The organism is Micromonospora sp. CA-248260 (assembly GCF_050942205.1).
Lineage (GTDB): Bacteria > Actinomycetota > Actinomycetes > Mycobacteriales > Micromonosporaceae > Micromonospora > Micromonospora antibiotica.
In genome coordinates, this window is sequence record NZ_CP192021.1 from 2292208 (window position 1) to 2317615 (window position 25408).

A 25408-nucleotide genomic window follows, 5' to 3' on the forward strand; every position below is an offset into this window, starting at 1 on the left:
GGGATGACCGGGCGGCGGCGTCCCGGGTCGGGTCGCCGCCGCCGTGGTACGGGTGGGTCAGGTGCCCGGGGTGTCGCCCGGTCGGGTCTGCTCGGCGAGGAAGCGTTCCAGCTCGGCGCCCAGCTCGTCGGCGGTGGGCAGCGGGCCGGTCTCGGCGGCCAGCAGGTTCTTCTCGCCCCGTCCCCGGGCGAACGCGTCGTACTGCTCCTCCAGGGCGGTGACCAGTGCGGCGGCCTCGTCGGTCTGGGCGACCTGCCGGTCGATCTCGACCCGGACCACCTCGGCGGCGGAGCGGAGGCTGTCGTTGGGCAGCAGCAGGCCGGTGCTGCGCGACACCGAGGAGAGCAGCACCTCGGCGGCGGCCGGGTACTCGGTCTGCGCGACGTAGTGCGGCACGTGGGCGGAGAACCCGAGGGCGTCCCGGCCGGCCTGGCCGAGCCGGTATTCCAGCAGGTGCCCGACGCTGCCCGGGACCTGCACCCGCTGCAACCACGGCTCGTAGCCGGAGATCAGTTCCCGGCGGGTGGCGTGTGCGGTGACCCCGGTGGGTCGGGTGTGCGGCACGGCCATCGGGATCGAGTTGAGCCCGACGGTGAGCCGGACGTCGAGTCGGGCGGCCACCGCGCTGACCGCCGCCACGAAACGCTCCCACTGCAGGTCCGGCTCCGGGCCGGTGAGCAGGAGGAACGGTGTCTCGTCGTCGTCGTGCAGCAGGTGCAGGGCAAGCTCGGGGGCGTCGTAGTCCTCCCAGTGGTCCTCGACGAAGGTCATCACCGGGCGGCGGGACCGGTAGTCGAAGAGCTGGTCGACGTCGAAGGTGGCGATCGTGCGGGCGTCCAGCGAGGTGAGCAGCTGCTCGCGGGCCAGCCGACTGGCGTTGCCGGCGTCGACGAAGCCGGTGAGCGCCTGGATCAGCACCGGCTGGCCGAGGTCGGGCAGATCGTCGGTGAGCTCGTAGAGCTCGTGTGGGTCGAGCACCGGTCGGACCTCCTGAGGAAACACGCGCGTACGGGCGACCGTGCGCGGACGGCACCCGGTTCGGGGAACGTACCTGTCGGCGTCATCCATTCCAGCACTGGGCGTGTCGTGACCGATCCGGCTATCAAACCCGGAGGAAGCCACCAATTCGCCGATAGTGCCGGGGCGACTCGGTCGGATGGTTCCGGCCTGTCACCCGAAAGGCGGACATAGTGGATCATGCGGCCGGCCGCGGCGCTCTGGGCGGTTGACCACGCGGGACGACGTCGCCCGGATTTCCTGACCGTAATGCCTGTTGCGGGAGGTCTGTCACCCTGGCCGCGCGTCCACGACGGGTGTCCCACCCGCAGGTGCGCGATTGTGATGAGGGCCACCCTGTGACGGTGGGTCACCGGATGGGAGCGTGTCTAGCCTCGGCGGATGCGTGACGACGACACCATCGACGACCAGGTCGCCCCCAAGGGCATGACTGGCCGTTCGGACGACACCCCCTCGTCCGTTCAGGTCGGCGTTCTCGATGAACCCCGCTCCTTCCGTACCCGCCTCGGCGGGCTCCTTAACCTCCGACGCCGCCCGGTGCGTACCCGGGTGGCCCTCGCCGCCGGGGTGCTCTGCTGCCTCGGCGCGACCGCCGTCGCCGGCGCACAGGCCCTGCCGGACGAGCCGACCGCCGACCGGGCCGGCACCGAGGCGGCGCTCGCCGAGCGCAGCCGGCAGGCCGCCTCCCGCGCCGAGATCCGTACCCCGGTCACCATCGTTCCCGGCACCCCCACCGCCAGCCCGACCGTCGCCAGCCCGACGGCCGCCGCCCCGACGCCGACCGCGACCAGGACCATCAGGCCCAAGCCCCGCCCCAAGCCCACGCCGAAGCCGAAACCGAAGCGGATCGTCCCGGTGGCCGGTCTCGACCAGGCCCAGATGGACAACGCCAAGGAGATCGTCAAGGCCGGGCGGGCGATGGGTGTGCCCCGCCGGGCCCTGATCATCGCGGTGGCCACCGCGATGCAAGAGAGCAACCTCTACAACTACGCCAGCGGCGTGCTGCCCGAGTCGCAGAACTACCCGCACCAGGCGATCGGCTGGGACCACGACTCGGTCGGGCTGTTCCAGCAGCGGCCCAGCAGCGGCTGGGGCGAGGTCGGTCAGCTGATGGACCCGGCGTTCGCCACCCGGGCGTTCCTCACCGCGCTGCTGGCGATTCCCGGCTGGGAGGACCTGCCGTTGACCGTCGCCGCGCAGGCCGTGCAGATCTCGGCCTACCCGGACCTCTACGCCCAGCACGAGTGGCGGGCCACCGAGGTGGTCGGCGCCATCCTGGTCTGAGCCACCCCCGTCCGGCCGGAGCGGAATCCGCCCCGGTGACCCGGCCCGCCCGAGCCCGGCTCGGGCGGGCCGGTCCCGTTCGTCCCGTCCTGCGGGCCCGGGCCCTGCGGGGCGGTCGGGTCCGTTCGGGGCGAAACCGGTCGGTGGTTATCCTCGACCGGACACAGTGGACGGTTGGCGGTTGCTCGAATCGGGTACACATGACGCAGGACACCCGATCGGAGGACGACATGTCAGCACTGATGCAGCGGATCAGCGCCTTCCTGCGCTCGCCCAAGGGGCAGCAGTTGGTCGACCGGGGTCGGCGCGAGCTGGCCAAGCCGGAGAACCAGGCGCGGCTCAAGCAGGCTGCCAGCAAGCTGTCGGGTCGCCGCCGCTGACCGCCCCTGAACCGATTCCACCCCCGGGAGCCTTTGTGACCGACGCCGTGCCTGTCGACGACGAACCGACCGTCCCCACGCCGCCGGTCCGGGCCGACACACCGGCGGTCCCCGCGCCGCCGCCCGCCGCCCCGACGGCCGCGCCACCACCGGCGGCCCCGGGAACGGCTGTCGCAGCGGTGCCGGGGGTGGCTGTCACGGCGGTGCCGGGAGCACCGGCGGGTGACCCGGGTGACGCCCCCGAGGCGCCGCCGGCCCGGCTCTGGGACCGGATGCGGGAAGATCCGCAGTACGCCCCGGAGCACCTGGCCCTGGAGGCGGTCCGCCGGCTCGGCCCGGAGGCGGCGCAGTGGCTCGCCAGGGCGCGGGCGGAACGACCCGACGCGACCGCCGACCAGTTGGCCGAGCAGGCGATCCGGCGCTTCGTCAACCGGGCCCGGCTCTCCGGGGCGGTCTCCGGCGCGGCGGGGCTACCGGGTGCCGTCATCGACGTCGGGGTGCTGGCCTGGACCCAGGCCCGCCTGGTGTTGCACGTCGCCGCCGCGTACGGGGTGGACCCTGAGCACCCGGACCGGGCCACCGACCTGCTCGTCCTGCAGAAGGTGCACAAGGCGGCCGAGACGGCCCGGCTGGCGCTGGGCGTCGCGGCCGGTCGGGAGCGGGCCGGTGCGCTGTTCGGCCACGCGGCCCAGAACCCGCTGGGGCGGGTGATGCTGCAACTGGGCGTCCGGCTGGCCCGGATGGCCGGGGTGCGGGCGGCGAAGCGGGTCTTCGCCAAGGTCGTCCCCGGGGCCGCGATCATCCTCGGCACCTGGGCCAACTCGTCGGCCACCAAGGATCTCGCCGAGCGCGCCCAGACGCTCTACCGGGAACACCGGGGCGGGGTGCCCCAACCGCGTCGCCCCTGATCAGTGGGCATACCGGGTCCGGCCCGGCGGCTGCCCGGGTGGCTCACAGTCGCCAGCCGGCCGCCGGGAAGGTCGCGTCGGCGAGCCGGTTCTGCCCGGCGACGTTGGGGTGGAACCAGTCCAGCGCGTTGACCTCGTCCAGGCTGAACCGCACCCGGTGCACCGCGCCGCCGTCGTAGCGGCACCGCGACCCGTACGCCCGGCAGGCCGCCTTGAGTTGGCTGTTGTACGCGTCGATCCGTTCGGCGAAGCGGGTCCGGCGGTCCCGGTCGGCCTTGGCGTCCGAGGTGGGGTTGGCCAGCAGGGCCGGGCAGATGCCGGTCTTCCAGATCCGCACCGCGCGGGACTCGGTGTGCCCGATCTCCCAGAGCCGGTTCAGGTCGGGGACGCTGGCCACCAGCACCCGGGCCTTGGGGCGGCCCTCGCGCAGCACCCGCAGCGCCCGGTCGACCTGGCTGCGGAAGGTGGCCGTGGAGGTCATCGCGTCGATGTCGTCGCGGCAGGCGTCGTTGGCGCCGATCAGCACCGTCACGTAGTCGGCCTTGTCCTTGACGGCGGCGCCGGCCTGCCCGGCGAGGGCCTCGGCACGGGCACCCGGCACGGCGTGGTTGCGGGCCCGGTTGCGGATCGACGCGTCGGCGTCGAGCAGCCGCCGGTAGTGGCTCTCCACCCGGATGCCGTCCCCGGTGGACCAGGAGTTGCGTTGGCACGAGGTGAGCACCAGGCAGGAACCGAAACCGGTGGTGATCGAGTCACCGAGAGCGGCCATCGTGGTGGGCAGGCCGGTCGGTGTCGACCCGCTCTTCGTCGGGCGGGGCGACGCCCCGCCACCCTCCTCGCAGGCGAGCGCGACCAGCGCGAACAGGCAGGCCACGGCGGCGACCCAGCGTCGAGGCATGCGTCTTCCCCCGGTCAGACGGCGCAGAGCGACAGCCCGGTCACTCTACGGGCCAGGTGCGGTGCTACGGCCCGGTCGTGTCGACTTCCGGGCAGATTAAATAGCTGGAAACATGAATCTGGTACGAGCGTGTAAGACACCCGTCGTGATCCGGGCGTCGGGGCCGGTTAACGGTGTCCGTGCCGGGGTAGCCCCAGACGATGACGAGATCGCAGCCCCGGCGTGCCCGTGGCACGGTCGGCCACGCCTACAGCGCGTTGAACCTCCGACTGACGCTTGCCCTGTTCGGCCTGGTGAGCATGGCCGTCTTCGCGGTCGGCGCGTTCTGGGCCGGGCTGGCCTGGCTGGGTGTGCTCTGCGCGCTGTTCGCCGTCGTGGCGGTCGTCGACCTGGTCGTCATCCAGCGCCGCCGTGCCGCCCGCCGCCAAGAGCAGCCGGGCGCGCGGCACTCACTCTTCGAGTGACAGGAGTACGAGATGCCCATCGCCACCACCAACCCCGCCACCGGGCAGGGGCTCAAGTCGTACGAGCCGATGTCGGCCGAGCAGATCGACGCCGCCATCGACCGGGCCGACCTGGCGTTCCGGGACCTGCGCCGCACCACGGTCGCCCAGCGGGCGCAGTGGATGAACACCGCCGCGGACCTGCTCGACGCCGAACGCGACGACACCGCCCGGCTGATGACCACCGAGATGGGCAAGACCTACACGGCAGCGAAGGCCGAGGTCACCAAGTGCGCGACCGCCTGCCGGTTCTATGCCGCGCACGCGGAACGGATGCTCGCCGACGAGCCCGCCGACGCCGCCGCGGTGAAGGCCAGGCGGGCGTACGTCCGCTACCAGCCGATCGGGGCGGTGCTCGCGGTGATGCCGTGGAACTTCCCGCTCTGGCAGGTGCTGCGGTTCGCCGCGCCGGCCCTGATGGCCGGGAACACCGGCCTGCTCAAGCACGCCTCCAACGTGCCGCAGACCGCGCTCTACCTGGAGGACGTGTTCCGCCGGGCCGGCTTCCCCGAGGGCGCGTTCACCACCCTGCTGGTCGGCTCCGACGCCGTCGACCGGATCCTCGCCGACCCCCGGGTCCGGGCGGCGACGCTGACCGGCAGCGAGGGCGCGGGCCGCTCGATCGCCCAGATCGCCGGCCGGGAGCTGAAGAAGACCGTGCTGGAGCTGGGCGGCAGCGACCCGTTCGTGGTGATGCCCTCGGCCGACCTGGACCGGGCCGCCGAGGTGGCCACCACCGCCCGCTGCCAGAACAACGGCCAGTCCTGCATCGCCGCCAAGCGGTTCATCGTGCACACCGACGTCTTCGACGCCTTCGCCGGGAAGTTCGCCGCGAACATGGCCGCGCTGCGGGTCGGCGACCCGATGGACGCCGCCACCGACGTCGGCCCGCTGGCCAGCGAGAGCGGCCGGGACGAGATCCACGCCCAGGTGCAGGACGCGGTGGCGCACGGCGCGACGGTGCTCTGCGGCGGCGAGAAGCCGACCGGCGACGGCTGGTTCTATCCGCCGACCGTGGTCACCGACCTGAACCCGCAGATGCGGATGTGGGCCGAGGAGGTCTTCGGACCGGTCGCCGGGCTCTACCGGGTGTCGTCGTACGACGAGGCGGTCGAGGTGGCCAACGGCACGCCCTTCGGGTTGGGCGCGAACGCCTGGACCACCGACCCGGCCGAGCAGGAGCGGTTCGCCACCGACCTGGACGCCGGCAACGTCTTCGTCAACGGCATGACCACCTCGTACCCGGAGCTGCCCTTCGGCGGGGTGAAGAACTCCGGCTACGGCCGGGAGCTGTCGGCGCTGGGGATGCGGGAGTTCTGCAACACCAAGACCGTCTGGGTGGGGGAGGGTGCCGCCACCGCCGGGGCCGGCGCGCACGCCGAGTGACCCCGCGTCGCCGCCACCCGGGCCGGGCGGCGGACGCCCGCGCCGGCCAAGTCGGCGCGGGTGAGCTTTAACCGGGCACCGTCATGGGTACGGAAGGACGCCATGACGGTGTTCGGCTTCCACGCCTCCCACGAGCAGATCCATCCGAGTCGCCTGCTGGAGGCGGTGGTGCACGCCGAACGCGCCGGCTTCGACGCCGCGATGTCGTCGGACCACTTCTCGCCGTGGAGCACCCGGCAGGGCCAGTCCGGGTTCGCCTGGTCCTGGCTGGGGGCCGCGCTGCAGGCCACCGGGCTGCCGTTCGGGGTGGTAAACGCCCCCGGCCAGCGCTACCACCCGGCGATCATCGCGCAGGCCATCGGCACCCTCGGCGCGATGTACCCGGGCCGGTTCTGGGCGGCGCTGGGCACCGGCGAGGCGAGCAACGAGCACATCACCGGCGACGGCTGGCCGCGTAAGGACGTGCGTACCGCCCGGCTGCGGGAGTGCGTCGAGGTGATCCGGGCGCTGCTGGCCGGCGAGGAGGTCAGCCACGACGGCCTGGTCCGGGTGGACCGGGCGAAGCTGTGGACCCGGCCCGAGGAACCCCCGGCGCTGATCGGGGCGGCGGTCAGCGTGGCCACCGCCCGGTGGTGCGCCGAGTGGGCGGACGGGCTGATCACCGTGAACGCGCCGACCGCGCACCTGCGCGAGATGATCGACGCCTACCGGGACGCCGGTGGGCGGGGACCGGTGCACCTGCAGGTGCACGTGAGCTGGGCGCCGGAGCAGGCCGAGGCGGAGGCGATCGCGTACGAGCAGTGGCGCAGCAACATCTTCCCGCCGCCGGTCTGCTGGGACCTGGACACCGCCGAGCACTTCGACGCGGTCAGTGAGCGGGTGCCGCTGGAGCAGGTCACCGAGGTGGTGAACGTGTCGTCGGATCTGGGCCGGCACGTGGGCTGGCTCGAGGAGTACCTGTCGCTGGGCGTCGACCAGATCGCCCTGCACCACGTCGGGCAGGAGCAGCGCGCCTTCATCGACACGTTCGGCGCGGAGGTGCTGCCGAAGCTGCGCGCCGCCGGGTGATCACCCCGGCCGGGTCGTACCCCTAGGCTCGTACCCCATGGAAGCTCTGTTCGAGGTCGTGGTCTTCCTGGCCATCGCGACCTTCGGTGCCGCGCTGGCCCGCAAGCTGGGCCTGCTCGCGCCGATCCTGCTGGTGGTGCTGGGCCTCGGGCTGTCCTTCCTGCCGGGGTTCCCGCACGTCCGGCTCGACCCCGACCTGGTGCTGGTGGGCATCCTGCCGCCGCTGCTCTACGTGGCGGCGTTGGGCACGTCGGTGCCGGCGTTCCGGCTCAACCTGCGGCCGATCCTGCTGCTCGCGGTGGGTCTGGTCATCTTCACCGCCTTCGTGGTGGGCACGGTGGTGCACCTGTTCCTGCCCGACCTGCCGTACGCGATCTGTGTGGCGTTGGGTGCGGTGGTGGCCCCGCCGGACGCGATCGCCGCGACCGCGGTGGCCCGGCGGGTGGGTCTGCCCCGGCGGGTGGTGACCATCCTGGAGGGGGAGAGCCTGGTCAACGACGCCACCGCGCTGGTGCTGCTGCGGGTGGCGATCGTCGCGGCCACCGCCAGCGCCGGCTCGGTGAGCTTCGGGTACGTCGCGCAGGAGGTGGTGGTCGCCACCGGCGGCGGGGTGCTGGTCGGGTTGCTGGGCGTGGTGGTCTTCGGCTACCTGCACAAGCGGACCACCGACCCGCTGCTGGACAACGCGCTGTCGCTGATCGTGCCGTTCGCGGTGGTCTTCGCCGCCGAGGAGATCCACGCCTCCGGGGTGGTGGCGGTGGTGGTCACCGGGTTGGGGATCGGCCACAAGATGCCGCTGCTGCTGTCGGCCGCCTCCCGGTTGCAGACCGGCGCGTTCTGGCGGCTGGTGCAGTTCCTGCTGGAAGGGCTGGTCTTCCTGCTGGTCGGCCTGCAACTGCCCGAGGTGCTGCGGGATCTCGACGAGCCGACCGGGCGGCTGGTGGGGATCACCGCGGCGGTGCTGGCGGCGGTCTTCCTGACCCGGTTCGTCTGGGTCTTCCCCGCCACCTACCTGGCCCGGCTGGTGCCCCGGGTCCGGCAGCGCGACCCGGGCCCGCCGGTGCAGTTCCCGATCGTCATCGGCTGGGCCGGGATGCGCGGGGTGGTGACCCTGGCCGCCGCGCTGGGTCTGCCGCTGACCCTGGCCGGGGAACAGCCCTACCAGCGGGCACTGTTCATCTGGCTGGCCTTCGCGGTGATCATGGCGACCCTGCTCGGCCAGGGCGCGACCCTGCCGTGGCTGGCCCGCCGGTTGAAACTGCCCCCGGACGACCCGGTGGCCGACGCGCTCTCCGCCGCGACGGTGCAGCAGCAGGCCGGGCGGGCGGCCCGGGAGAAGCTGGACGCGCTGGCCGACGGTGCGCCGCCGGCCGTGGTGGAGCGGTTGCGCGGGCTGGTGCAGAGCCGCACCAACCTGGCCTGGGAACGGCTCGGTGGCAGCGACCGGGAGACCCCGTCGCAGGCGTACGGTCGGCTGCGGCAGGAGATGATCGACGCCGAGCGGGAGGTCTTCCGGGCCGCCCGCGACGAGGGACGGATTCCCGAGGAGGTGCTGGTGCGGGCCTACCGTGACCTTGACCTGGAGGAGTCGTTGTTGCGACGGGAGAGCGACTGATGAGCTGTGCGCACCTGACCGGGGCGGGGACCGCCGAGCCGACCGTCACCGACGCCTGCCCGGAGTGCGTGGCCGTCGGCAACGACGACTGGGTGCACCTGCGGTCGTGTGTGGAGTGTGGGCAGGTGGGGTGCTGTGACTCGTCGCCGTACCAGCACGCGACGAAGCACTTCGAGTCGAGCGGGCACCCGGTGATGCGCTCGATCCAGCCGGGGGAGTCCTGGCGCTGGTGCTTCCTCGACGAGGAGATCGGCTGACCGGGTGGCTGAGGCGGGAGCGGCCGGGCGGGCGGTCGCGGCGGTATGACGTAACCGCTATTCGACCCGGGTCCGACCAACCACATAACATCGGTAAACTTCTATCGATGGAGGTCGGATGATTCGACGACGACAGTTCTCGCGTACCGCCGGGACCCTGCTGGCGTTGGTGCTCGCGGCGACCGGCGCGGTCACCTCGGCCGGCACCACCGCGTCGGCGGCCGCCCGGACGGTCTACTACGACGCGAGCCGGGCCGGCGAGTTCCGCACCAACTTCGACCAGGCCGCGACGATCTGGAACAGCTCGGTGGGCAACGTCCGGCTGGTCGCCCGCACGCCCGGCAACATCACCATCTACGTCGACACGGGCTGGCCCCGGGCGCAGACCACCAGCCTCGGCAACGGTCGGGTCTGGATGGGCACCCAGGCCGTCGACCAGGGCTACGACCGGACCCGGATCGCCACCCACGAGATCGGCCACATCCTCGGCCTGCCGGACAACCGGACCGGCCTGTGCACCGACCTCATGTCGGGCAGCAGCGCCCCGGTCTCCTGCCGCAACGCCAAGCCCAGCGCCGCCGAGGCGTCCCGGGTCAACTCGCTGTTCGCCGGAGGGTTCGCCGCACCGGACGTGGACGCCAGCTACGTCTGGACCGGCGGCGACGTCGCCGTGCCCGCCGCCGTCAGCGGCCTGCCCGGCTGAGTCCGGCCGGGTTCGAGCGCCCGCCTGTCGTGCCGTGACAGCGGGCGCTCGGCCCTGCGCTGCTCGGCCCCTTCGGCCCCGCTGGTTTCATGTGCTCGCGCCAGGCGGGCATCGGCCGACGTCGCCGCGCTGCTCAAGCGGGACCTCCCTAGATCTCTGGTCCGCTCTCCACGCCACCGACTGGCACTGCTGGTGGCGGTCAACGACAAGGCGGCTGCCCACCCGATGTGTTGTCGATGATCGCCCTGCGTGAGCGGCAGGGGTGTATGACTGCCCTGGAACACGTATGACTGTCCGTCATATTTATGCCAGACAGGCATACAGGTCTCGGGCAATAGTGTGGGTCGGCGCCCGACCCCGACCCCGACCCGGCCCCGCGGTCGTCGGGCCTCGGTGACCGCGCTGCCTGTGCTGTTGGCTGTCCCTGGGCCGCCGCCGGTTCCGCTCGCGCCGCCACTGCCGCGCCGCTGCCACCGGCCCCGCCCGCACCGTCCGTGCTGCTGGCATCGCCCGCACCGTCCGTGCTGCTGGCATCGCCCGCACCGTCCGTGCTGCTGGCATCGCCCGCACCGTCCGTGCTGCTGGCATCGCCCGCGCCACTCCACTGTTGATCAGGCGGGAGCGCGGAGGGCGGGGTCCGGGTCGGCGGTGGGGCGCGAAGGGCGGTCAGGGGGCGGGATGGTGACGCAGGGCGGCGATGAACCAGTCCAGGACGGGGGCGAGGGTCGGGGGTGGGGTCCAGCCGTTGACGGTGGCGAGGAGCTGGAAGTACCGCTCGGTCCGGGGGTCGTTGGCGACCTCCAGGCGGGCCAGGAGCGCGCTGCGGTAGCCGGCGTCGTCGACCCGGTCGAAGACCTCGCCGTACGCGCTGACCAGCGCGGTCACCACGTGGCTGGCGCGGGGCGACTCGGGGGTGATGCCGGCGGCGCGGGCGAGTTCGACGGTGTCGCGGACCCGGTGGGTGAGGTCACGGACCATCGCCACGACCTCGGGGTGGCCGTCTCCGACGGTCTCGTCGACGAACTCGTGGACGATGCGCCGGCGCTCTACGTCGGAGATCGTGGTCAGCTCGGGCATGGAACTCGTCTCCACTACTGGGCCGGAGGGACGTCGCGGGTGGGGCGTGGTGAGGGCTTGAGGGGGAGCGCCGGACGGTCGGGGGACGACCGCCCGGCGCGCTCGGGCCCCGGGTGGCAGCCCGGGGCCCGAGGGTGGGAGTGCCGGTCAGGACACCGTGCAGGCGACGCCGTTGACGGTGATCAGGTCCGGCGACGGGTTGGCCAGCGTGCCGGTCTTGGCGAGCAGACCGAAGGTGATGCTGGCGCCCGGCGCGATCTTCGCGTTGTACGACTCGTTCTTCGCCGTCACGGTGGCCCCGGACTGGGTCACCTTGGCCGTCCACGCCTGGGTGACCTTCTGGTCGCCGTTGTAGGCGTACCGCAGGGTCCAGCCGTTGATCGCGGTGTCACCGGTGTTGCGCAGGACGACCTGGGTGTTGGAGCCGTCCGGCCAGGTGCCGTGCACCTGGTAGCTGACCGCGCAGGTGCGCGGGGCCACCGCCTTGGCCTCCCCCTGGTCGGCGAGGAACGACGCGAGCCAGGCCAGCGCCGAGTTCCAGTTGACCGCCACCTCGTTGGTCGAGTACGAGTTGATGTCGTCGACATAGCAGAACATCGGCGCGCAGTCCTTGAGCAGCTGGGCGACGAACGGGTCCTGCAGGGCGGCGTTCGGGCCACCGGCGAGCGAGCCGACCGGCGGGTTCGGCATCGCCGGGTTGAGCTGGTTGCCGAAGATCCGGCTGTGCTGGTTGCGCGCGTTCTGCTCGCCCCAGCCGGTCACGTAGGACATGTTCAGCGCGTTGCGGCCGAGCAGGTAGTCGGTCGCCTGCACGGCACCGTCCCGGTACTTCGCGTCCCGGGTCAGGTCGAACGCGGTGGCCAGCACGACCATGTTGTTGATGATGTTGCTGTTGCTGCCCCAGACGTAGCTTGCCGCCTCGCCCGGCACCGGCAGGCCGTACGCCTGGGCGTGCAGGGTGGTCAGGTAGTTGTCGGCGGCGGCGGTCACCGAGTCGCGGACCCGGGTCTTGTCGGCGGCCGGCAGGCCGTTCGGCACGGTGGCCAGGTCGAGCCGGCCGACCGCGCCCACGCTCTGCCAGCTGAACGCGCCGCCCGTGGCGAACACGTCGCCGTTGTGCTGGGGCGAGGCGGTCAGGTCGTCCAGGTACGCCTTCTTGCCGGTGGTCAGGTACAGCTCCACGGCCGCCCAGTAGAACTCGTCGGTGACGTTGGTGTCGTCGTACGCGCCGCCGCCGATGCCGTCGTTCGGGTCGGCGTAGACCGCCGGGTGCGCCTTCGCGGCGGCGTACGCGCTCGACGCGGCGGTGCCGCAGCGGGCGGCGAACGCCGCGTCGTACGGGGCGAACAGGCGCTGGCACTGCGCGGCGACGGCAGCCAGGTTCAGGGTGGCGGCGGTCGTCGGCGGGTGCAGCTCACGCGGCTGGGCGTCGTCCTGCGGGGCGAGCGGCAGGCCGGTCCACGCCTTGTCGTGGATCTTGTGGTGGACCATCCCGGACAGCGGCTTGCCGTCCGGCACCTGCATCCGGAGCAGGAACTCGATCTCCCAGCGGGCCTCGTCGAGGATGTCCGGCACCGCGTTGCCCCGCTCGGGCACCCGCAGCGTCGAGTCACCCAGTGCGGCGCCACCGGCGGCGGTCTCCGCCGTCTTGGTCCGCTCGAAGGCGCTCAGCAGCTGGTAGGCGGCGATACCGCCGTTGACCACGTACTTGCCGTGGTCGCCCGCGTCGTACCAGCCACCGCGCACGTCCAGCGAGTAGTCGCAGACGCCGGGCTGGCAGGGCACCTGCGTGTCGCCCTGGTTGGGGGCCACGCCGAGGTGGCCGGCCGGGCGGGCGTACTCCTCGCCGATCAGGTCACCGTCGATCTCGATGCCGCTGCGCTGGGCGTAGAAGAACTGCATCGCGTCGGCCCGCAGCCGGTCGTAGAGGTCGCCGGAGATGTCGAACGGGTGACTGGTCTCGCCGTCGGCGACCAGCGTGTAGCCGGTGCCGGGCGTGCGGAAGGACGAGAAGTCGACGGTCTGCACGTTCTGCCCGGAAGCGGCGTCGACCCCGCGCGGGGTGCTCTGGCCGCTGGCGACGACCGTGCCGGCGGCCGACTTGAGCTGCCAGGGCAGCGCCCCGGTCGACTCGGTCACCACGGTGGCGTTCTTCGGGCCGCCGGGCAGGTAGCCGACCTGGTTGACCCGGACCCGGGGGCCGGTGTCCGGCACGTACGGCGGGGCGGCCTCGCCACCGCGCAGCGAGACGTTGTCCAGGCAGATCCGCTGCTCGGCGGCGGCCCCGCCGACCTGGAAGATGAGCTGGGCGTTGGGGTTGTCGTCCGGGACGGTGAACGTCTGCTCGACCCGCTTGCTCGTCGGGGCGGCCACCGCCGGCACGCTCGCGTACGACGTGTAGGGGGCGCTGCCGAGCTGGAGCACGGCGTTGACGCTCAACCCGGGGGTGGCGGAGATGTCGAAGCTGAGCTTGTATTCGGCCCCGGCGTTGAGCCGGACCCCGTCGTGGCCGATGCCGGCGTCCCACGGGTTGGCCAGGCCGGCGGGGACGGTGACGCAGAGCCGGCCGTCGACGACGTCGAGCGGGCCGGTGCCGTAGGAGAACCAGGGCGAGACGCCCTCGCTGAAGTCGCCGTTGCTGATCTGCTCGGGCGCGTCCGGCGGGACTTCGGCGTGGGCCACGCCGGTGCCGGCGCCGGTGAGGATCAGGGTCGTCGCTGCCAATACCGCGAGATGCCGCCGACGTCGTCGGGTCAGGATCACGGGATTCCTTTCCGGGCGGAAGGACAGTGGTGGGGTGTGCCGTAGATGGTCATCACTGGGAGCGCTCCCAGCTATCAGCCAGATGTTTCCAGCGCGTCTCGTCCCTGTCAATCGATTCGACTGGATGACCTTCGGGCTGGTCGCAGCCGTCCGGATCGACGCCTGCGGTAGTGAGATTCGCCGCGCCACGCGCAGTCGTCCTGATCTCCTAGAGACAACAACGCCCTCCGCCTGGCAGGCTGCCACCCATGACCCTGAAGCTTCGTTCCGTCGGGACGAGCGACCGTGGGCTGATCCGCAGCGGAAACCAGGACGCCCTGCACTCCGGTGCCTGGCTCGTCGCCGTCGCCGACGGCATGGGCGGGATGGCGGCCGGCGACCTGGCCAGCCGGATCGCCATCGACGCGGTCGCCCCACTGGACGTGGAGACCCCCGAGGACGCCCTGGTGGCGGCGTTGCAGACCGGCATCGAGCTGGCCACCGCGCGGATCCACCAGGCGGTCGAGGAGGACCGGGAGCGGCAGGGCATGGGCACCACACTGACCGCCCTGCTCTTCTCCCGCACGGGCAGCTGCCTGGCGCTCGCGCACGTCGGTGACTCCCGGGCCTACCTGTTCCGCGAGGGCACCCTCAAGCAGGTCACCCGGGACGACACCTTCGTCCAGATGCTGGTCGACCAGGGCGTGATCAGCCCCGAGGAGGCGTCCAGCCACCCCCGGCGGGCCGTGGTCACCCAGGCGTTGCAGGGCGAGCAGGTCTCCCCGTCGTACGCGACGATGGTGCCCCGGGCCGGTGACCGCTGGCTGCTGTGCAGCGACGGCCTCTCCAACGTCGTCCGCCTGGAGACCCTCACCGAGGTGCTCCGGGAGACCCCCGACCGGGAGGCGTGCGCCCGCCGCCTGATCGACCTGGCGCTGCGGGCCGGCGGCCCCGACAACATCACCGTGCTCATCGCCGACGTCGTCGACGAGTGACAGCTCCGCCGCCCTGCGGCGTCGGCTCGGCGTCGTCCGGCGGTGCGTCGGCCCGGCGTCGTCCGGCGGTGCGTCGGCTCAGCGTCGGCGGTGCGTGGTGTGCCGGGTCGGGGTGGCCGTGGTCGGGTCCTCCGGCCAGGGATGGCGCGGATAGCGCCCGCGTAGTTCCCCGCGCACCTGCGGGTAGCCGGTGCGCCAGAACGACGCCAGGTCGGCGGTGACCGCGACCGGCCGGCCCGCAGGGGAGAGCAGGTGCAGCAGCACCGGCACCCGACCGTCGGCCAGCCGGGGCGCGTCCGCCCAGCCGAACGTCTCCTGGAGTTTCACCGCCAGCACCGGCGCCGCCGGATCGGCGTAGTCGACCCGGACCCGGGAGCCGCTGGGCACCTCGATGCGTTCCGGGGCCAGCTCGTCCAGCCGGCCCGCCTGCGGCCAGGGCAGCAGCCGACGCAGCGCCCCGGTCACGTCGATCCGGGCCAGGTCGGCACGGCGACGGGCGGCGGCCAGCTCCGGCCCGAGCCACCGGTCGGCGGCGGCGAGCAGCGCGGCGTCGGAGACCTCCGGCCAGTCCGCCCCCAACGCCTGCCGGCAGAACGCCAGCCGCTGGCGCAGCGTCCGGGCCGCCGGGGTCCAGGTCAGCAGGTCCAGGCCCACCTGGCGCAGCCCGTCGGCGAGGGCGGCGGCCAGCAGCTCCGACGCCGGCCGGGCCAGTGGGCGGCTGACCAGCTCGATCGCCCCGAGCCGGGTCACCTGCCGGGCCAGCACGTCGCCGTCGACCCAGCCGACCTCGCGTACCTCGGTCAGCAGCGGACCGCCGACCTCCCGGGCGGTCGCCTCGTCGACCGGGGCGGCCAACCGGACCCGGGCGGTCGGTGCGCCCGGCGACCGGTCGGCGACGGCGACGGCCAGCCAGTCCGTCCCGGCCAGCGCCGACCCGGCCGCCAGCTCCGCCCCGGTCCCACCCGCCATCAGGTACGACGTCCCGCCGGCCCGGCGCAGCCGGGCCAGCCGCTCCGGATAGGCCAGCCCCACCAGCAGCCCCGCCGCCAGGTCGTCCGGCAGCCGTGCGCCGATGTCGCCCCGCTCGGTGGTGGCGGGCAGGGCGGCGCGCAGCCGGCGTACCTCCGCACGCCAGCGGGCGGTGGCACCGGGATCGGTGTCGTCGCGCAGCCGCCGCCACCCGGCGGTGAGGTCGTCGTGCCGCCCGGCCAGTCCGTCCTCGGCGAGCAGGGCGACCAGTTCGGCGGCCCGGTCCCGGCCGACCCGGGCGGCGCCGTCGAGCAGGGCGCGACCCAGCCGGGGGTGGGTGCCGGTGGCGGCGATGGCCCGTCCCCGGGCGGTCACCCGACCGTCGGCGTCGATCGCGCCGAGGCTGGTCAACGTCTCCCGGGCGACGGTCAGCGCGGCGGGCGGCGGTGCGTCGGGCAGTGCCAGGCCGACGCCGTCGGGGCTGCCCCAGGCGGCCAGGTCCAGGGCGAAGCCGGTCAGGTCGGCGGTGGCGATCTCCGGCTCGGGCTGGGCGGCGAGCCGGCCGTGGGCGGCCTCGGACCAGCAACGGTAGACCACCCCGGGGCCTGCCTGCCGGCCCGCCCGGCCCGCTGGGTCGCCGCGGCCCGGGACACCGCCACGGTGACCAGTGCGCCCAGCCCCCGGGACAGGTCGGTGCGGGCCACCCGGGCCAGGCCCGCGTCGACCACCACCCGGACCCCGGGCACGGTCAGGCTGCTCTCCGCGACGGAGGTGGCGAGCACCACCCGACGTCGTGCGGCCGGGCGCAACGCGGCGTCCTGTGCGGCGGCGGGCAGCCGCCCGTGCAGTGGCAGGACGGCCACCCGGTCGGTCAGGTCGGCCAACCGGCGGGCCACCGCCCCGATCTCGCCCGCCCCGGGCAGGAAGACCAGCAGGTCGCCGTCCTGCTCGTGCAGGGCCCGCCGGACGGTGGCGGCGACGTGGTCGAGCAGCAGCGGATCGACCCGTCCCGCGCCCGGCGGCGCGACCGGGCGCGGCGGCGGCGTCCAGACCCGGGCGACCGGGTGCAGGGCGGCCTCGGCGCGGACCACCGGGGCCGGCGTGTCGCCGCCGAGCAACGCGGCGAACCGGTCCGCCTCCGGGGTCGCCGACATGGCCACCAGCCACAGCTCGGGCCGCAGCGCCGCGCGGGCCTCCACGGTGAAGGCCAACGCGAGATCCGCGTCGAGCTGCCGCTCGTGACACTCGTCGAGCAGCACCGCGTCCACCCCGGGCAGCTCGGGGTCGCGCAGCAACCGGCGGACCAGCAGGCCGGTGGTGACCACCTCGATCCGGGTGGCCGGGCCGACCCGGCGGTCGCCGCGCACGGTGTACCCGACCCGGTCGCCGACCCGCTCGCCGAGCAGGTCGGCGATCCGTCGGGCCGCCGCGCGGGCGGCCACCCGGCGGGGCTGGGCGACCAGCACCCGACCGGGCACCCCGTCGGCCACCGCGAGCGGCGCGAGGGTGGTCTTGCCGGTGCCGGGCGGGGCCACCAGGACCGCGCTGCCGGTGCCGGTCAGCGCCCGCAGCAGCGGTGGCAGCGCCGGCCGGACCGGCAGGTCGAGTGGTACGTCACGGAGCACGGCTGCCACTGTGGCACGCCGGGGGTCAGCCCGGTCGTACCGCCTCCATGCCGGTGACGAAGGCTGTCCAGGCGTGGGCGGAGAAGACCAGCGCGGGACCGCACCGGTCCTTGCTGTCGCGCACCGCGATCCGGTCGTCGGTGGTGGCGATCTCCACACAGTTACCGTTGCCGCTGCTGCGGCTGCTGGTCCGCCAGTCCATCATGGACAGAGGCAGCGCCTGCATTCCCATACCTTCCGTTCCCCCCGGGCGTGCCGCAATGCGATCACGCAAAGTGACGAGCAGCCTCCTCCAGGCGGGCCAAAGACGCCGCCGGATCCAGTGCCATCCGGCACAGCTCCTCGTGCACAAGGGTATACCCGCGCACGTGTCCCGCTTCCTCCAGCGCCAGACCCAGCGTGAGATTGTCCAGGTAAACCACGGAATTGTCGGCCGCGTCGGCAAACGTGATGATCACGTACGGAGTGCTCATCGCCGGGTGCCCGCCGGACGCGAACGGAAGTACGTGGCATGTCACGTTCGGTGACTGGGCGATCCGGGCCATGTGGGTCAGCTGCTCCGCCATGACGGCCGGTCCGCCCACCGGGCGCAACAGCACCGCCTCGTTGAGCACCACCGACAGCTCGACCGGGGGAGACTCCCGGTGCAGCACCTCCTGCCGGCGCAGCCGGGCGGCCACCTTGCGTTCCAACCCCTCCTCGCCGGCCGTACGGCGGAACATCTCCCGGGCGTACGCCTCGGTCTGCAACAGGCCGGGGACGGACTCCGCCTCGTAGGTGCGCAGGCTCTCCGCCTCCGCCTCGAGGCCGACGTAGAACTCGAACCACTCCGGCAGCACGTCGCTGTAGTTCTGCCACCAGCCGCGCTGCTGCGCGCCCCGGGCGATCTCGATGAGCGCCTCGGCATCGACGCCGGTCACCTCGTAGAGGGCCAGGGCGGCGCGGACGTCACGGGGTTTGATCCCGATCTGCGCGTTCTCGATCCGGGACAGGTTGCTCTTGGACATGTCGAGTTGGCGGGCGGCCACGTCGAGCGTCATGCCCGCGCGTTCCCGCAGTTGGCGGAGTTCACGGGCGATGCGGCGGCGGCGAACGGTGGGGCTGGCAGTCACCCTCCGAGTCTGTCACGACAAGATCCGCAGGTCGCATGAGTACGGAGTGCAACCATCGAATCTGGGAGTTGCAAAGCTGGAGGTCTGGGGGCATCCTGTCACCCGGCGTGGATCACCTGTGGACAATGCGTTGGAGGCTCGTTTGCTGATCGCCGACGAGTTTTTTCTGATTGCGCACAACGACAGCCGGGGCAAGGCCAAGCTGCATCCGAGCGCCACCGGCCTCGGTCTCGCCGCCGGTCTGCTGGCCGAGTTGATCCTCTTCGGACAGATCACCGTCTCGGGTGGACTGGTCACCGTGATCGACCGGCGTCCCCCGGCCGACGCGCTGGCCCACACCGTGCTCGACCAACTGATCGGTGAGTCGCAGCACCAGGCGGTGCGCACCTGGCTCGCCTTCCTGGCCCAGTCGTCCACCACCTCGGTGGGGGAGCGGCTGGCCCGTGCCGGGGTGCTGCGCCGGCAGGAGAACCGCCGGCTGCTGCGGACCACGGTCAGCTACCTGCCGATCGACCTCAACGCCGCAGCCTGGCCGGCGACCCGGCTGCGGGCCCTGGTCGAGCGGCCGGAGCAGCCCCTGGTGTCGGACACCACGCTGCTCGGGCTGGTGGCCGCCGCCGGGCTGACCCGCGAGGTGCTGTGGAGCGCCGGCCCGCGCGCCCACCACCGACTGGCCACCCTCGTCCAGTCGCTGCCTCCGCCGCTGAAGGAACTCGTCGTGCACACCGAGGCCGCGGTCGGCGCCGCGGTGCTGCGCGGCATCCCCTGATCTCGCCGCGCCACCACCTTCCCCCTCATCTCCCCCTCTTCCGGAGCAGCCCCATGCCCCCCCATCCGACAGTCGTACGACCAAGCAACGTCAGTGACGCCCTGGCCCGTGGCCGCCTCGGCGTGCCGTCGGTCATCTTCTTCGTGCTCTCCGCCGCCGCCCCGCTGACCGTGGTGGCCGGCGTGGTCACCACCGGTTACGCGGTCACCGGCATCACCGGGATGCCGCTGGCCTTCCTCGCCGTCGGCGCCGTGCTGGCGCTCTTCTCCGTCGGCTACGTGGCGATGGCCCGCCGGGTGGAGAACGCCGGCGCGTTCTACGCCTACGTCGCGCGTGGCATCGGCCGGCCGGCCGGCGTCGGCGCGGCCTGGGTCGCCCTCATCGCGTACAACGCGCTCCAGGTCGGTCTGTACGGCGCCATCGGCGCCGCCGCCGCGCCGGTGCTCGGCACCCTCTTCGGCGTCGAGCCGCACTGGGCCGTGGTGGCCCTGGTGGCCTGGGCGCTGGTCGCCTTCCTCGGCCTGCTGCGGGTGGACGTCAACGGCAAGGTCCTGGCGGTGCTGCTGATCGCCGAGATCGTGGTGATCGTCGTGTTCGACCTGGGTCAGCTCAGCAACCCGGCGGGCGGCACGACCAGCTTCGCCGCGCTGGCCCCGTCCAACCTGCTGGTGCCGGGGGCGGGTGCGCTGCTGGTGCTCGCCATGACCGGCTTCGTGGGGTTCGAGTCCTCGGTGGTGTTCAGCGAGGAGAGCAAGGACCCCAAGCGGACGGTGCCGCTGGCGACGTACCTCTCGGTGGCGATCATCGCTGGGCTCTACGCCCTCTCCTCCTGGTCGATGACCGTGGCCGTGGGGCCGGAGAACATCTCCGCCGCCGCCGGTGAGCAGAGCATCGAACTGATCTTCAACCTGGCTGCCGCGCACCTCGGCGACACCGCCGTCACCATCGGCCAGGCGCTCTTCATGACCTCGGTGCTGGCCGCGATGATCTCGTTCCACAACACCACCGCCCGGTACGCCTTCGCGCTGGGCCGGGAGCGGGTGCTGCCGGCCGCCTTCGGGCAGACCTCGCCCCGAACCGGGGCACCCCGGGTGGCGTCGCTGGCGCAGAGCCTGCTCGGCCTGCTGGTGATCGTGCTGTACGCGGTCAACGGCTGGGACCCGGTGGTGCAGCTCTTCTACTACGCCGGCACCGGCGGTGGCTTCGGCGTACTGCTGCTGATCGCCACCACCAGCGTCGCCGTGATCGTCTACTTCGCCCGGTCCGACACCTCGGAGTCGCTCTGGCGGCGGGCGATCGCCCCGGCACTGGCCACCGTCGCGCTGGCGGCCGTCGTCGCGGTGGCGGTGACGAACTTCGCCACCCTGCTCGGCGTCGCGCCGGACTCGCCGCTGCGCTGGATCATCCCGGGGGTCTACCCGGTGGCCGCGCTGATCGGCTTCCTCTGGGGCATGGTGCTGCGGTCCAACCGTCCCGATGTCTACGCCCGGATCGGGCGCGGCGCGGAGAGCGCGGCGACCTCACTGTTCGACCCGCCGGTGGACGGCCCGGTGCCGGTGGAGGCCCGGCGGTGAACACGGTCACCGTCGAGCGACTCGACGCCGCCGACACCCGGCTCGTCGCCGAGCGGATCGCCGAGGCGTTCCTGGTGCTCCCGGCGACCCGGTGGCTGGTGCCGGACGAGGCGAAGCGGGAGGCCGTCTTCGCCGACAACTTCGAGATCCTGGTCGACCACGCGATGCGGCACGGCCTGGTCTTCGGCACCGCGGACCGGGACGGGGTGGCGGTCTGGCTGCCGCAGGTCGGTGGCGATTCGCCGGCCCCGGTGGACTACGACGACCGGCTGGCCGCCGCCTGTGGTGAGTGGACCCCCCGGTTCCAGCACCTCGACGAGCTGTTCGCGGCCAACCATCCGCATCCCGACCACCACCACCTGGCGCTGCTGGCCGTCCGGCCGGGGCGGCAGGGCCAGGGGCTGGGTACCGCGCTGCTGCGGCACCACCACGCCTGGCTGGACGACCATGGGGTGCCCGGCTACCTGGAGGCGAGCAGTGAGGCCGGGCGGGACCTCTACGCCCGGCACGGCTACCGGTTGCGGGAGGTCTTCCGACTGCCGGACGGCACGCCGTTCTATCCGATGTGGCGGGACCCGGCGGCCGGCTGACCGGACCGACGAGACCGTGGCCCCGACGCACGCGCGTCGGGGCCACGGCTTTTCCGCTTCGGAGCCACGCCGCGCGGAGTCGGGCGCGGCACTTCCTACGTCGGGTACGGCGGTTGCGGAGCCGGGCACGGCGCTTCCTACGTCGGGTACGGCGGTTGCGGGTCGGGCCACGGGGTTGCGGGGTCGGGCACGGCGGCTCCGGACATGGGGAAGGCCCGGCCGGCGAACCGCCGGCCGGGCCTCGTGGTCGTGGCCGTCACCGACCCGCCGGGTCGGTGACCGCCGCCACCCCCTAGTAGGTGCCGTCGAGCTGACCGCGCAGCTTGGTCAGGGCCCGGGCGAGCAGCCGCGACACGTGCATCTGCGAGACGCCGATCTGGTCGGCGATCTGCGACTGGGTCAGGTTGCCGTAGAAGCGCAGGGTGAGGATCTTCTGCTCGCGCTCGTCGAGGGTGGCCAGCGCGGGGCCGAGGGCGACCCGCAGCTCGGCCAGCTCGAACTCGTTGTCCTCGCCGCCGAGCATGTCGCCCAGTTCGGTGGCCCGGTCGCCGTCGCCGGTCGGGGTGGACAGCGACACCGCGTTGTAGGCGCGGGCACCCTCCAGGCCCTCCAGGACCTCCTCCTCGGTGATCTTGAGGTGGGCGGCGATGTCGGCGACCGTCGGCGAGCGGCCGAGGGTCTGCAGCAGCGAGCTGTTGGCGTCGGAGATGGCCAGCCGCAGCTCCTGGAGCCGACGGGGCACCCGGATGTCCCAGGTGCGGTCGCGGAAGTGCCGCTTCAGCTCACCGATGATGGTCGGGATGGCGTAGCCGGCGAAGTCGACACCGCGCGTCGGGTCGAACTTGTCGATCGCCTTGATCAGGCCGACGGCGGCGGTCTGGGCCAGGTCGTCGGTGGGCTCGCCCCGGCCGCTGTAGCGGTGGGCCAGGTGGTTGGCCAGCGGCAGCCAGGCCTCGATCGCCCGGTCCCGCAGCGCGGCCCGCGACGGGTGGTTGGCGGGCAGTGCGGCCATCGCGTTCAGCAGGTCGGCGGCGCTGTCGGTGAGGGCGCGCGGGTCGAGCTTCTCGGTGGTGGTCGGCGTGGTGGTCGCCTGCTCGCTCATGGTTGACGCGGTCATTGGTGGTCCTCCCTGCACCTCGTCCGCGGAAAAAGGCGTGACGCTTTGGTTTAGCTTCAGATGGGCCGTTCGGAAGCCACCATAGCCTGATCGGTGAAGGGAAATCTAGCCGAAAGGCTGATGTACTTAAGTGATTTTGCTTCATTAAAGCCCCGAAACGGTCATAGATTACCGATGACGGTGATCCCCACCACGCAGCGTCGTCCGATCCGGGGACCGGAGCCGGCACGGCCCCGCCGGGTCGCCCCGCCCGGCCCACCGGTGGACCGGTCCGTCGACCGGGAGCCCGACACCACGGTGCCGTGTCGGGTTTCCGTCCTTGTCCCGCCGCCGAGCCCGCCCGTACCGTCGCGGGGACCACCCCGTACGGAGGAAACACCGTGCTCGACCCCGCGGACCCGCAACTCGTCGTCGACAGCCGGACGCTGCACTTCAGCTGGCTGCCGGCCGACCCGGACGCGGTCGCCGCCCTGGTCCCCCCGGGCCTGCGCCCCCGGCCCGACCGCCAGGTCTTCATGAACCAACAGGTCGTCGAGGACGCCGCCCAGACCTCCGGCTTCGGCGCTTACACGCTCACCTACCTCGGGGTGGCCCTCGCCGGGGTCGACGCGCCCGACGGGGTGACCCCCGGCGGCTGGTGGACCCACTACGTCACCTGTAGCCCCCGGGTGCGTGACTACGCCGCCGCCCGGGGCGCCCCCGCCGTGCTGGGGCGCACCACCCTGCGGGTACGCGGTGACGTGCTGGTCGCCGACACCGAGATCGGCGGCGCCCCGTTGATCCGGACCCGGGCCCGGGTCGGCCAGACCGGCCACGAGATACGCGCCGGACACCACCGCTACTTCACCCTCCGCGACGGCGACCTGGTCAGCGGCGTCTACCCGTACGTGTCGGAGCCGGTCAGCCCCTTCGAGATCGAGTCGGTCGAGTTCTTCGACCCGGTGCACCCGAGCTACGCGCTGCGCCCGGAGAACCCCCTGCTCATCGTCGGTGGCTGCTACGCCCCGCGTACCTCGTTCGCCTACCCGGGCGGACTGACCCGGTATTCCCCGCCGCCCCCGGCGACGTCAGCCACCGCACCCGCCCGGCCCGCGTCCAGCGGGCCGACCGCCTCGGAGGCTCACCAGGTGCCCTTGCGCCGGGCGTGCAGCGGCCTGCCGTCGGGGTCGTAGACCAGCCGGTAGGCCGGCAACGCCCAGAGCCGGGTGTACCAGGGCAACCGCTCGGGCCGGTGCGGACGCAACCGGCCCGGTGGCCGGGGACCCTGCCGACCGGTGTCGTACCACCGTTGCAGGGCGTCGGCGGTCGAGGTGATCGCCGCCACCGCGTCGGCCGGATCCAGCAGGTCGACGTCGTCGGCCCCGTCCGGATCGCGGTCCAGGTGCTCACGCCACAACCGCAGCCGCAGGTCCCGGGCGAACACCCGGGCACCGTCACCCTGACCCGCCGGGTCGGCGGGGGCCCTCGGGTCGCGGGTGTCGTCGAGCACCGCGCAGGACAGCTCGCTGTCGTGCGTCCAGGACCGGCGGTTGAAGTTGTCGCTGCCCACGCTCGCCCAGACGTCGTCGACCACGCAGATCTTGGCGTGTACGTAGACCGGCTCGCCCGCCCGGTTCTCCACGTCGAAGACGTGCACCCGTTCCGGGGCGGCCCGCTCACACAGCGACAGCGCCTGCTCCCGGCCCACCATGTTCGGCGGCAGCGCCAACGCGCCGTCGACGTCCGGATGACGCGGCACCACGGCGACCAGGTGCAGGTCCGGATTGGCCCGCAGCGCCTCGGCGAACAGCTCCGCCACCTCGGTCGACCAGAGGTACTGGTCCTCCAGGTAGATCAGCCGGCGGGCCCGGCGTACCGCCTTGGTGTAGCCGCGGGCCACCGTGCGCTCGCCGTCCGGCGCGAACGCGTAGCGGGGGCGGACCGCAGGATAGGTACGCAGCACCTGGATGCGGTGCGGCCCGCAGGGCGGCGGGTCGGCCGGCTGGGCGGGCAACGGATCGGGGCGGAGGTCGGAGCCGCGCAGCCGGTCCCGCAGGTAGGCCAGCGGGTTCTCCGAGTCCAACGGCATCGGGTCGGTCCACCGCTCGCGGAACGTGGTGTCCAACGCACCGACCACCGGCCCCCGGACGGCGAGCTGCACGTCGTGCCAGGGCGGGCGCGGGCCGTACCGGGGCGACATGGCCAACGGCTGCGGGTCGCCGTGGTGGTCGGCGTCGTCGCGGCGGCTGTGGCACAGGTCGATCCCGCCGGCGAAGGCGACGTCCCGTTCCGGCGCGTCGGGGTGGCGCAGCACCACCAGCTTCTGGTGGTGCGACCCGCCCCGCCTCACCCGCTGGTCGAGCAGCACCTCACCGCCGGCGGCGTTGACCGTCTCGCTCAGGTTCCGGTTCTCCGCCTCGCTGTAGGACAGCGCGTCGAGGTGGGAGCGCCAGAGCAGCCCCTTGACCACCACGCCACGTTGGGCGGCCTGCGCGAAGAGCTGGGCCACCGTCGGGCCGTCCGGGCGCATCCGTTCGTCCGGGTCGCCCCGCCAGTCGGTGAAGAAGAGGTGGTCACCCGCGCCGAGGGCCTCCACCGCGCTGACCAGGCGGTCGAAGTACGCCGCACCGTGAATCAGTGGCTCGGCGAGGTTTCCGGTCGTCCAGACGGGTATCCCCGACACCGGGTTGGCGCGTTCCTCAGCGGTCAGGAACCAGTCCTCGATCGCCACGCTCCACCTCCCGAGGTCGACGACGTCCTCACGGTAGGACCCCCGCCGCGAATGCGCATTCCGGGTAGCACGACAGACGCCCGGACGGTGGCCTACCGCACCCCGTAGA

At 72.9% G+C, this 25408-nt stretch carries 21 protein-coding genes and 2 pseudogenes; 14 read left to right on the forward strand and 9 right to left on the reverse strand.

Annotation, left to right across the window (positions count from 1 at the left end; genetic code table 11):
• Positions 1 to 57 precede the first annotated feature (57 nt).
• On the reverse strand, positions 58 to 978 hold the full coding sequence (locus tag ACQP2H_RS09975; protein ID WP_208568975.1) for a proteasome assembly chaperone family protein: 921 nt from the start codon (positions 976 to 978) through the stop codon (positions 58 to 60).
• 420 nt (positions 979 to 1398) lie between these two features.
• Between ACQP2H_RS09975 and ACQP2H_RS09980 the strand changes: the two genes are divergently transcribed.
• The 3 genes from ACQP2H_RS09980 (at position 1399) to ACQP2H_RS09990 (ending at position 3589) form a co-directional block, all read left to right on the forward strand.
• Positions 1399 to 2301, forward strand: a complete 903-nt coding sequence (locus ACQP2H_RS09980; protein ID WP_357535967.1) for a peptidase M23 — start codon at positions 1399 to 1401, stop codon at positions 2299 to 2301.
• Positions 2302 to 2531: 230 nt separating this feature from the next.
• Entirely contained in the window at positions 2532 to 2681 is a 150-nt protein-coding gene (locus tag ACQP2H_RS09985) for a hypothetical protein (protein ID WP_172898379.1), read from the forward strand.
• Between the two features lie 179 nt (positions 2682 to 2860).
• Positions 2861 to 3589, forward strand: coding sequence for an EcsC family protein (locus ACQP2H_RS09990; RefSeq protein WP_433233506.1), 729 nt, complete (start codon positions 2861 to 2863; stop codon positions 3587 to 3589).
• Between the two features lie 43 nt (positions 3590 to 3632).
• Here ACQP2H_RS09990 and ACQP2H_RS09995 read toward each other — a convergent pair whose 3' ends face one another.
• Complete coding sequence (locus ACQP2H_RS09995) at positions 3633 to 4487, reverse strand: GDSL-type esterase/lipase family protein (RefSeq protein ID WP_357535965.1); 855 nt, start codon at positions 4485 to 4487, stop codon at positions 3633 to 3635.
• A gap of 200 nt (positions 4488 to 4687) precedes the next feature.
• Here ACQP2H_RS09995 and ACQP2H_RS10000 point away from each other — a divergent pair, with 200 nt between their 5' ends.
• From ACQP2H_RS10000 to ACQP2H_RS10025, 6 genes and pseudogenes are all read left to right on the forward strand, one after another.
• Positions 4688 to 4951, forward strand: coding sequence for a DUF6343 family protein (locus ACQP2H_RS10000; protein WP_357535963.1), 264 nt, complete (start codon positions 4688 to 4690; stop codon positions 4949 to 4951).
• 12 nt (positions 4952 to 4963) lie between these two features.
• A complete protein-coding gene (locus tag ACQP2H_RS10005) occupies positions 4964 to 6376 on the forward strand; it encodes an NADP-dependent succinic semialdehyde dehydrogenase (RefSeq protein ID WP_433232280.1) in 1413 nt (470 codons plus the stop codon).
• Between the two features lie 102 nt (positions 6377 to 6478).
• Positions 6479 to 7444 carry a TIGR03885 family FMN-dependent LLM class oxidoreductase gene (locus ACQP2H_RS10010; RefSeq protein WP_219469416.1) on the forward strand — a complete coding sequence of 322 codons (966 nt, stop codon included), beginning with the start codon at positions 6479 to 6481 and terminating at the stop codon, positions 7442 to 7444.
• Between the two features lie 37 nt (positions 7445 to 7481).
• Entirely contained in the window at positions 7482 to 9059 is a 1578-nt protein-coding gene (locus tag ACQP2H_RS10015) for a Na+/H+ antiporter (RefSeq protein ID WP_219469419.1), read from the forward strand.
• On the forward strand, positions 9059 to 9316 hold the full coding sequence (locus tag ACQP2H_RS10020; protein WP_208568969.1) for a UBP-type zinc finger domain-containing protein: 258 nt from the start codon (positions 9059 to 9061) through the stop codon (positions 9314 to 9316). Before ACQP2H_RS10015 ends, ACQP2H_RS10020 begins: the two co-directional genes overlap by 1 nt.
• 121 nt (positions 9317 to 9437) lie before the next feature.
• Positions 9438 to 10013 (forward strand): annotated as a pseudogene (locus ACQP2H_RS10025) (snapalysin family zinc-dependent metalloprotease); the annotation flags it as partial.
• Positions 10014 to 10685: 672 nt separating this feature from the next.
• On the opposite strand, the gene ACQP2H_RS10030 reads toward ACQP2H_RS10025, so the two are convergent.
• Both ACQP2H_RS10030 and ACQP2H_RS10035 read right to left on the reverse strand, forming a co-directional pair.
• Entirely contained in the window at positions 10686 to 11096 is a 411-nt protein-coding gene (locus tag ACQP2H_RS10030; RefSeq protein WP_433232284.1) for a hypothetical protein, read from the reverse strand.
• A 147-nt stretch (positions 11097 to 11243) separates the two neighbouring features.
• Positions 11244 to 13853, reverse strand: coding sequence for a glycoside hydrolase family 9 protein (locus tag ACQP2H_RS10035; RefSeq protein WP_219470857.1), 2610 nt, complete (start codon positions 13851 to 13853; stop codon positions 11244 to 11246).
• A gap of 254 nt (positions 13854 to 14107) precedes the next feature.
• Between ACQP2H_RS10035 and ACQP2H_RS10040 the strand changes: the two genes are divergently transcribed.
• Complete coding sequence (locus ACQP2H_RS10040) at positions 14108 to 14833, forward strand: PP2C family protein-serine/threonine phosphatase (RefSeq protein WP_208568967.1); 726 nt, start codon at positions 14108 to 14110, stop codon at positions 14831 to 14833.
• A gap of 78 nt (positions 14834 to 14911) precedes the next feature.
• Here ACQP2H_RS10040 and hrpB read toward each other — a convergent pair.
• The 3 genes and pseudogenes from hrpB to ACQP2H_RS10055 all read right to left on the reverse strand — a co-directional run bounded on the left by hrpB (position 14912) and on the right by ACQP2H_RS10055 (position 18539).
• Positions 14912 to 17427 (reverse strand): annotated as a pseudogene (gene hrpB, locus ACQP2H_RS10045) (ATP-dependent helicase HrpB).
• Positions 17428 to 17452: 25 nt separating this feature from the next.
• Entirely contained in the window at positions 17453 to 17653 is a 201-nt protein-coding gene (locus tag ACQP2H_RS10050) for a DUF397 domain-containing protein (protein ID WP_208568965.1), read from the reverse strand.
• Between the two features lie 40 nt (positions 17654 to 17693).
• On the reverse strand, positions 17694 to 18539 hold the full coding sequence (locus ACQP2H_RS10055; protein ID WP_208568964.1) for a helix-turn-helix domain-containing protein: 846 nt from the start codon (positions 18537 to 18539) through the stop codon (positions 17694 to 17696).
• A 142-nt stretch (positions 18540 to 18681) separates the two neighbouring features.
• Here ACQP2H_RS10055 and ACQP2H_RS10060 point away from each other — a divergent pair, with 142 nt between their 5' ends.
• From ACQP2H_RS10060 to ACQP2H_RS10070, 3 genes are read left to right on the forward strand one after another with little or no spacing between them, the layout of a single operon-like run.
• Complete coding sequence (locus tag ACQP2H_RS10060) at positions 18682 to 19308, forward strand: GOLPH3/VPS74 family protein (protein ID WP_433233508.1); 627 nt, start codon at positions 18682 to 18684, stop codon at positions 19306 to 19308.
• Between the two features lie 53 nt (positions 19309 to 19361).
• A complete protein-coding gene (locus tag ACQP2H_RS10065; RefSeq protein ID WP_219469431.1) occupies positions 19362 to 20882 on the forward strand; it encodes an APC family permease in 1521 nt (506 codons plus the stop codon).
• Positions 20879 to 21472, forward strand: a complete 594-nt coding sequence (locus ACQP2H_RS10070; RefSeq protein ID WP_219469434.1) for a GNAT family N-acetyltransferase — start codon at positions 20879 to 20881, stop codon at positions 21470 to 21472. The genes ACQP2H_RS10065 and ACQP2H_RS10070 overlap by 4 nt, the downstream gene beginning before the upstream one ends.
• 292 nt (positions 21473 to 21764) lie before the next feature.
• Here ACQP2H_RS10070 and ACQP2H_RS10075 read toward each other — a convergent pair whose 3' ends face one another.
• Positions 21765 to 22589: a SigB/SigF/SigG family RNA polymerase sigma factor gene (locus ACQP2H_RS10075; protein WP_208568961.1), complete on the reverse strand. Its 825-nt coding sequence runs from the start codon at positions 22587 to 22589 to the stop codon at positions 21765 to 21767.
• 380 nt (positions 22590 to 22969) lie between these two features.
• On the opposite strand from ACQP2H_RS10075, the gene ACQP2H_RS10080 reads away from it, so the two are divergent.
• Positions 22970 to 23761, forward strand: coding sequence for an acetoacetate decarboxylase family protein (locus ACQP2H_RS10080; RefSeq protein ID WP_219469437.1), 792 nt, complete (start codon positions 22970 to 22972; stop codon positions 23759 to 23761).
• Here the strand turns inward: ACQP2H_RS10080 and ACQP2H_RS10085 are convergent.
• Complete coding sequence (locus ACQP2H_RS10085) at positions 23710 to 25299, reverse strand: phospholipase D family protein (RefSeq protein ID WP_433232289.1); 1590 nt, start codon at positions 25297 to 25299, stop codon at positions 23710 to 23712. The two genes, ACQP2H_RS10080 and ACQP2H_RS10085, sit on opposite strands and share 52 nt — an antisense overlap.
• Positions 25300 to 25408: the final 109 nt, after the last annotated feature.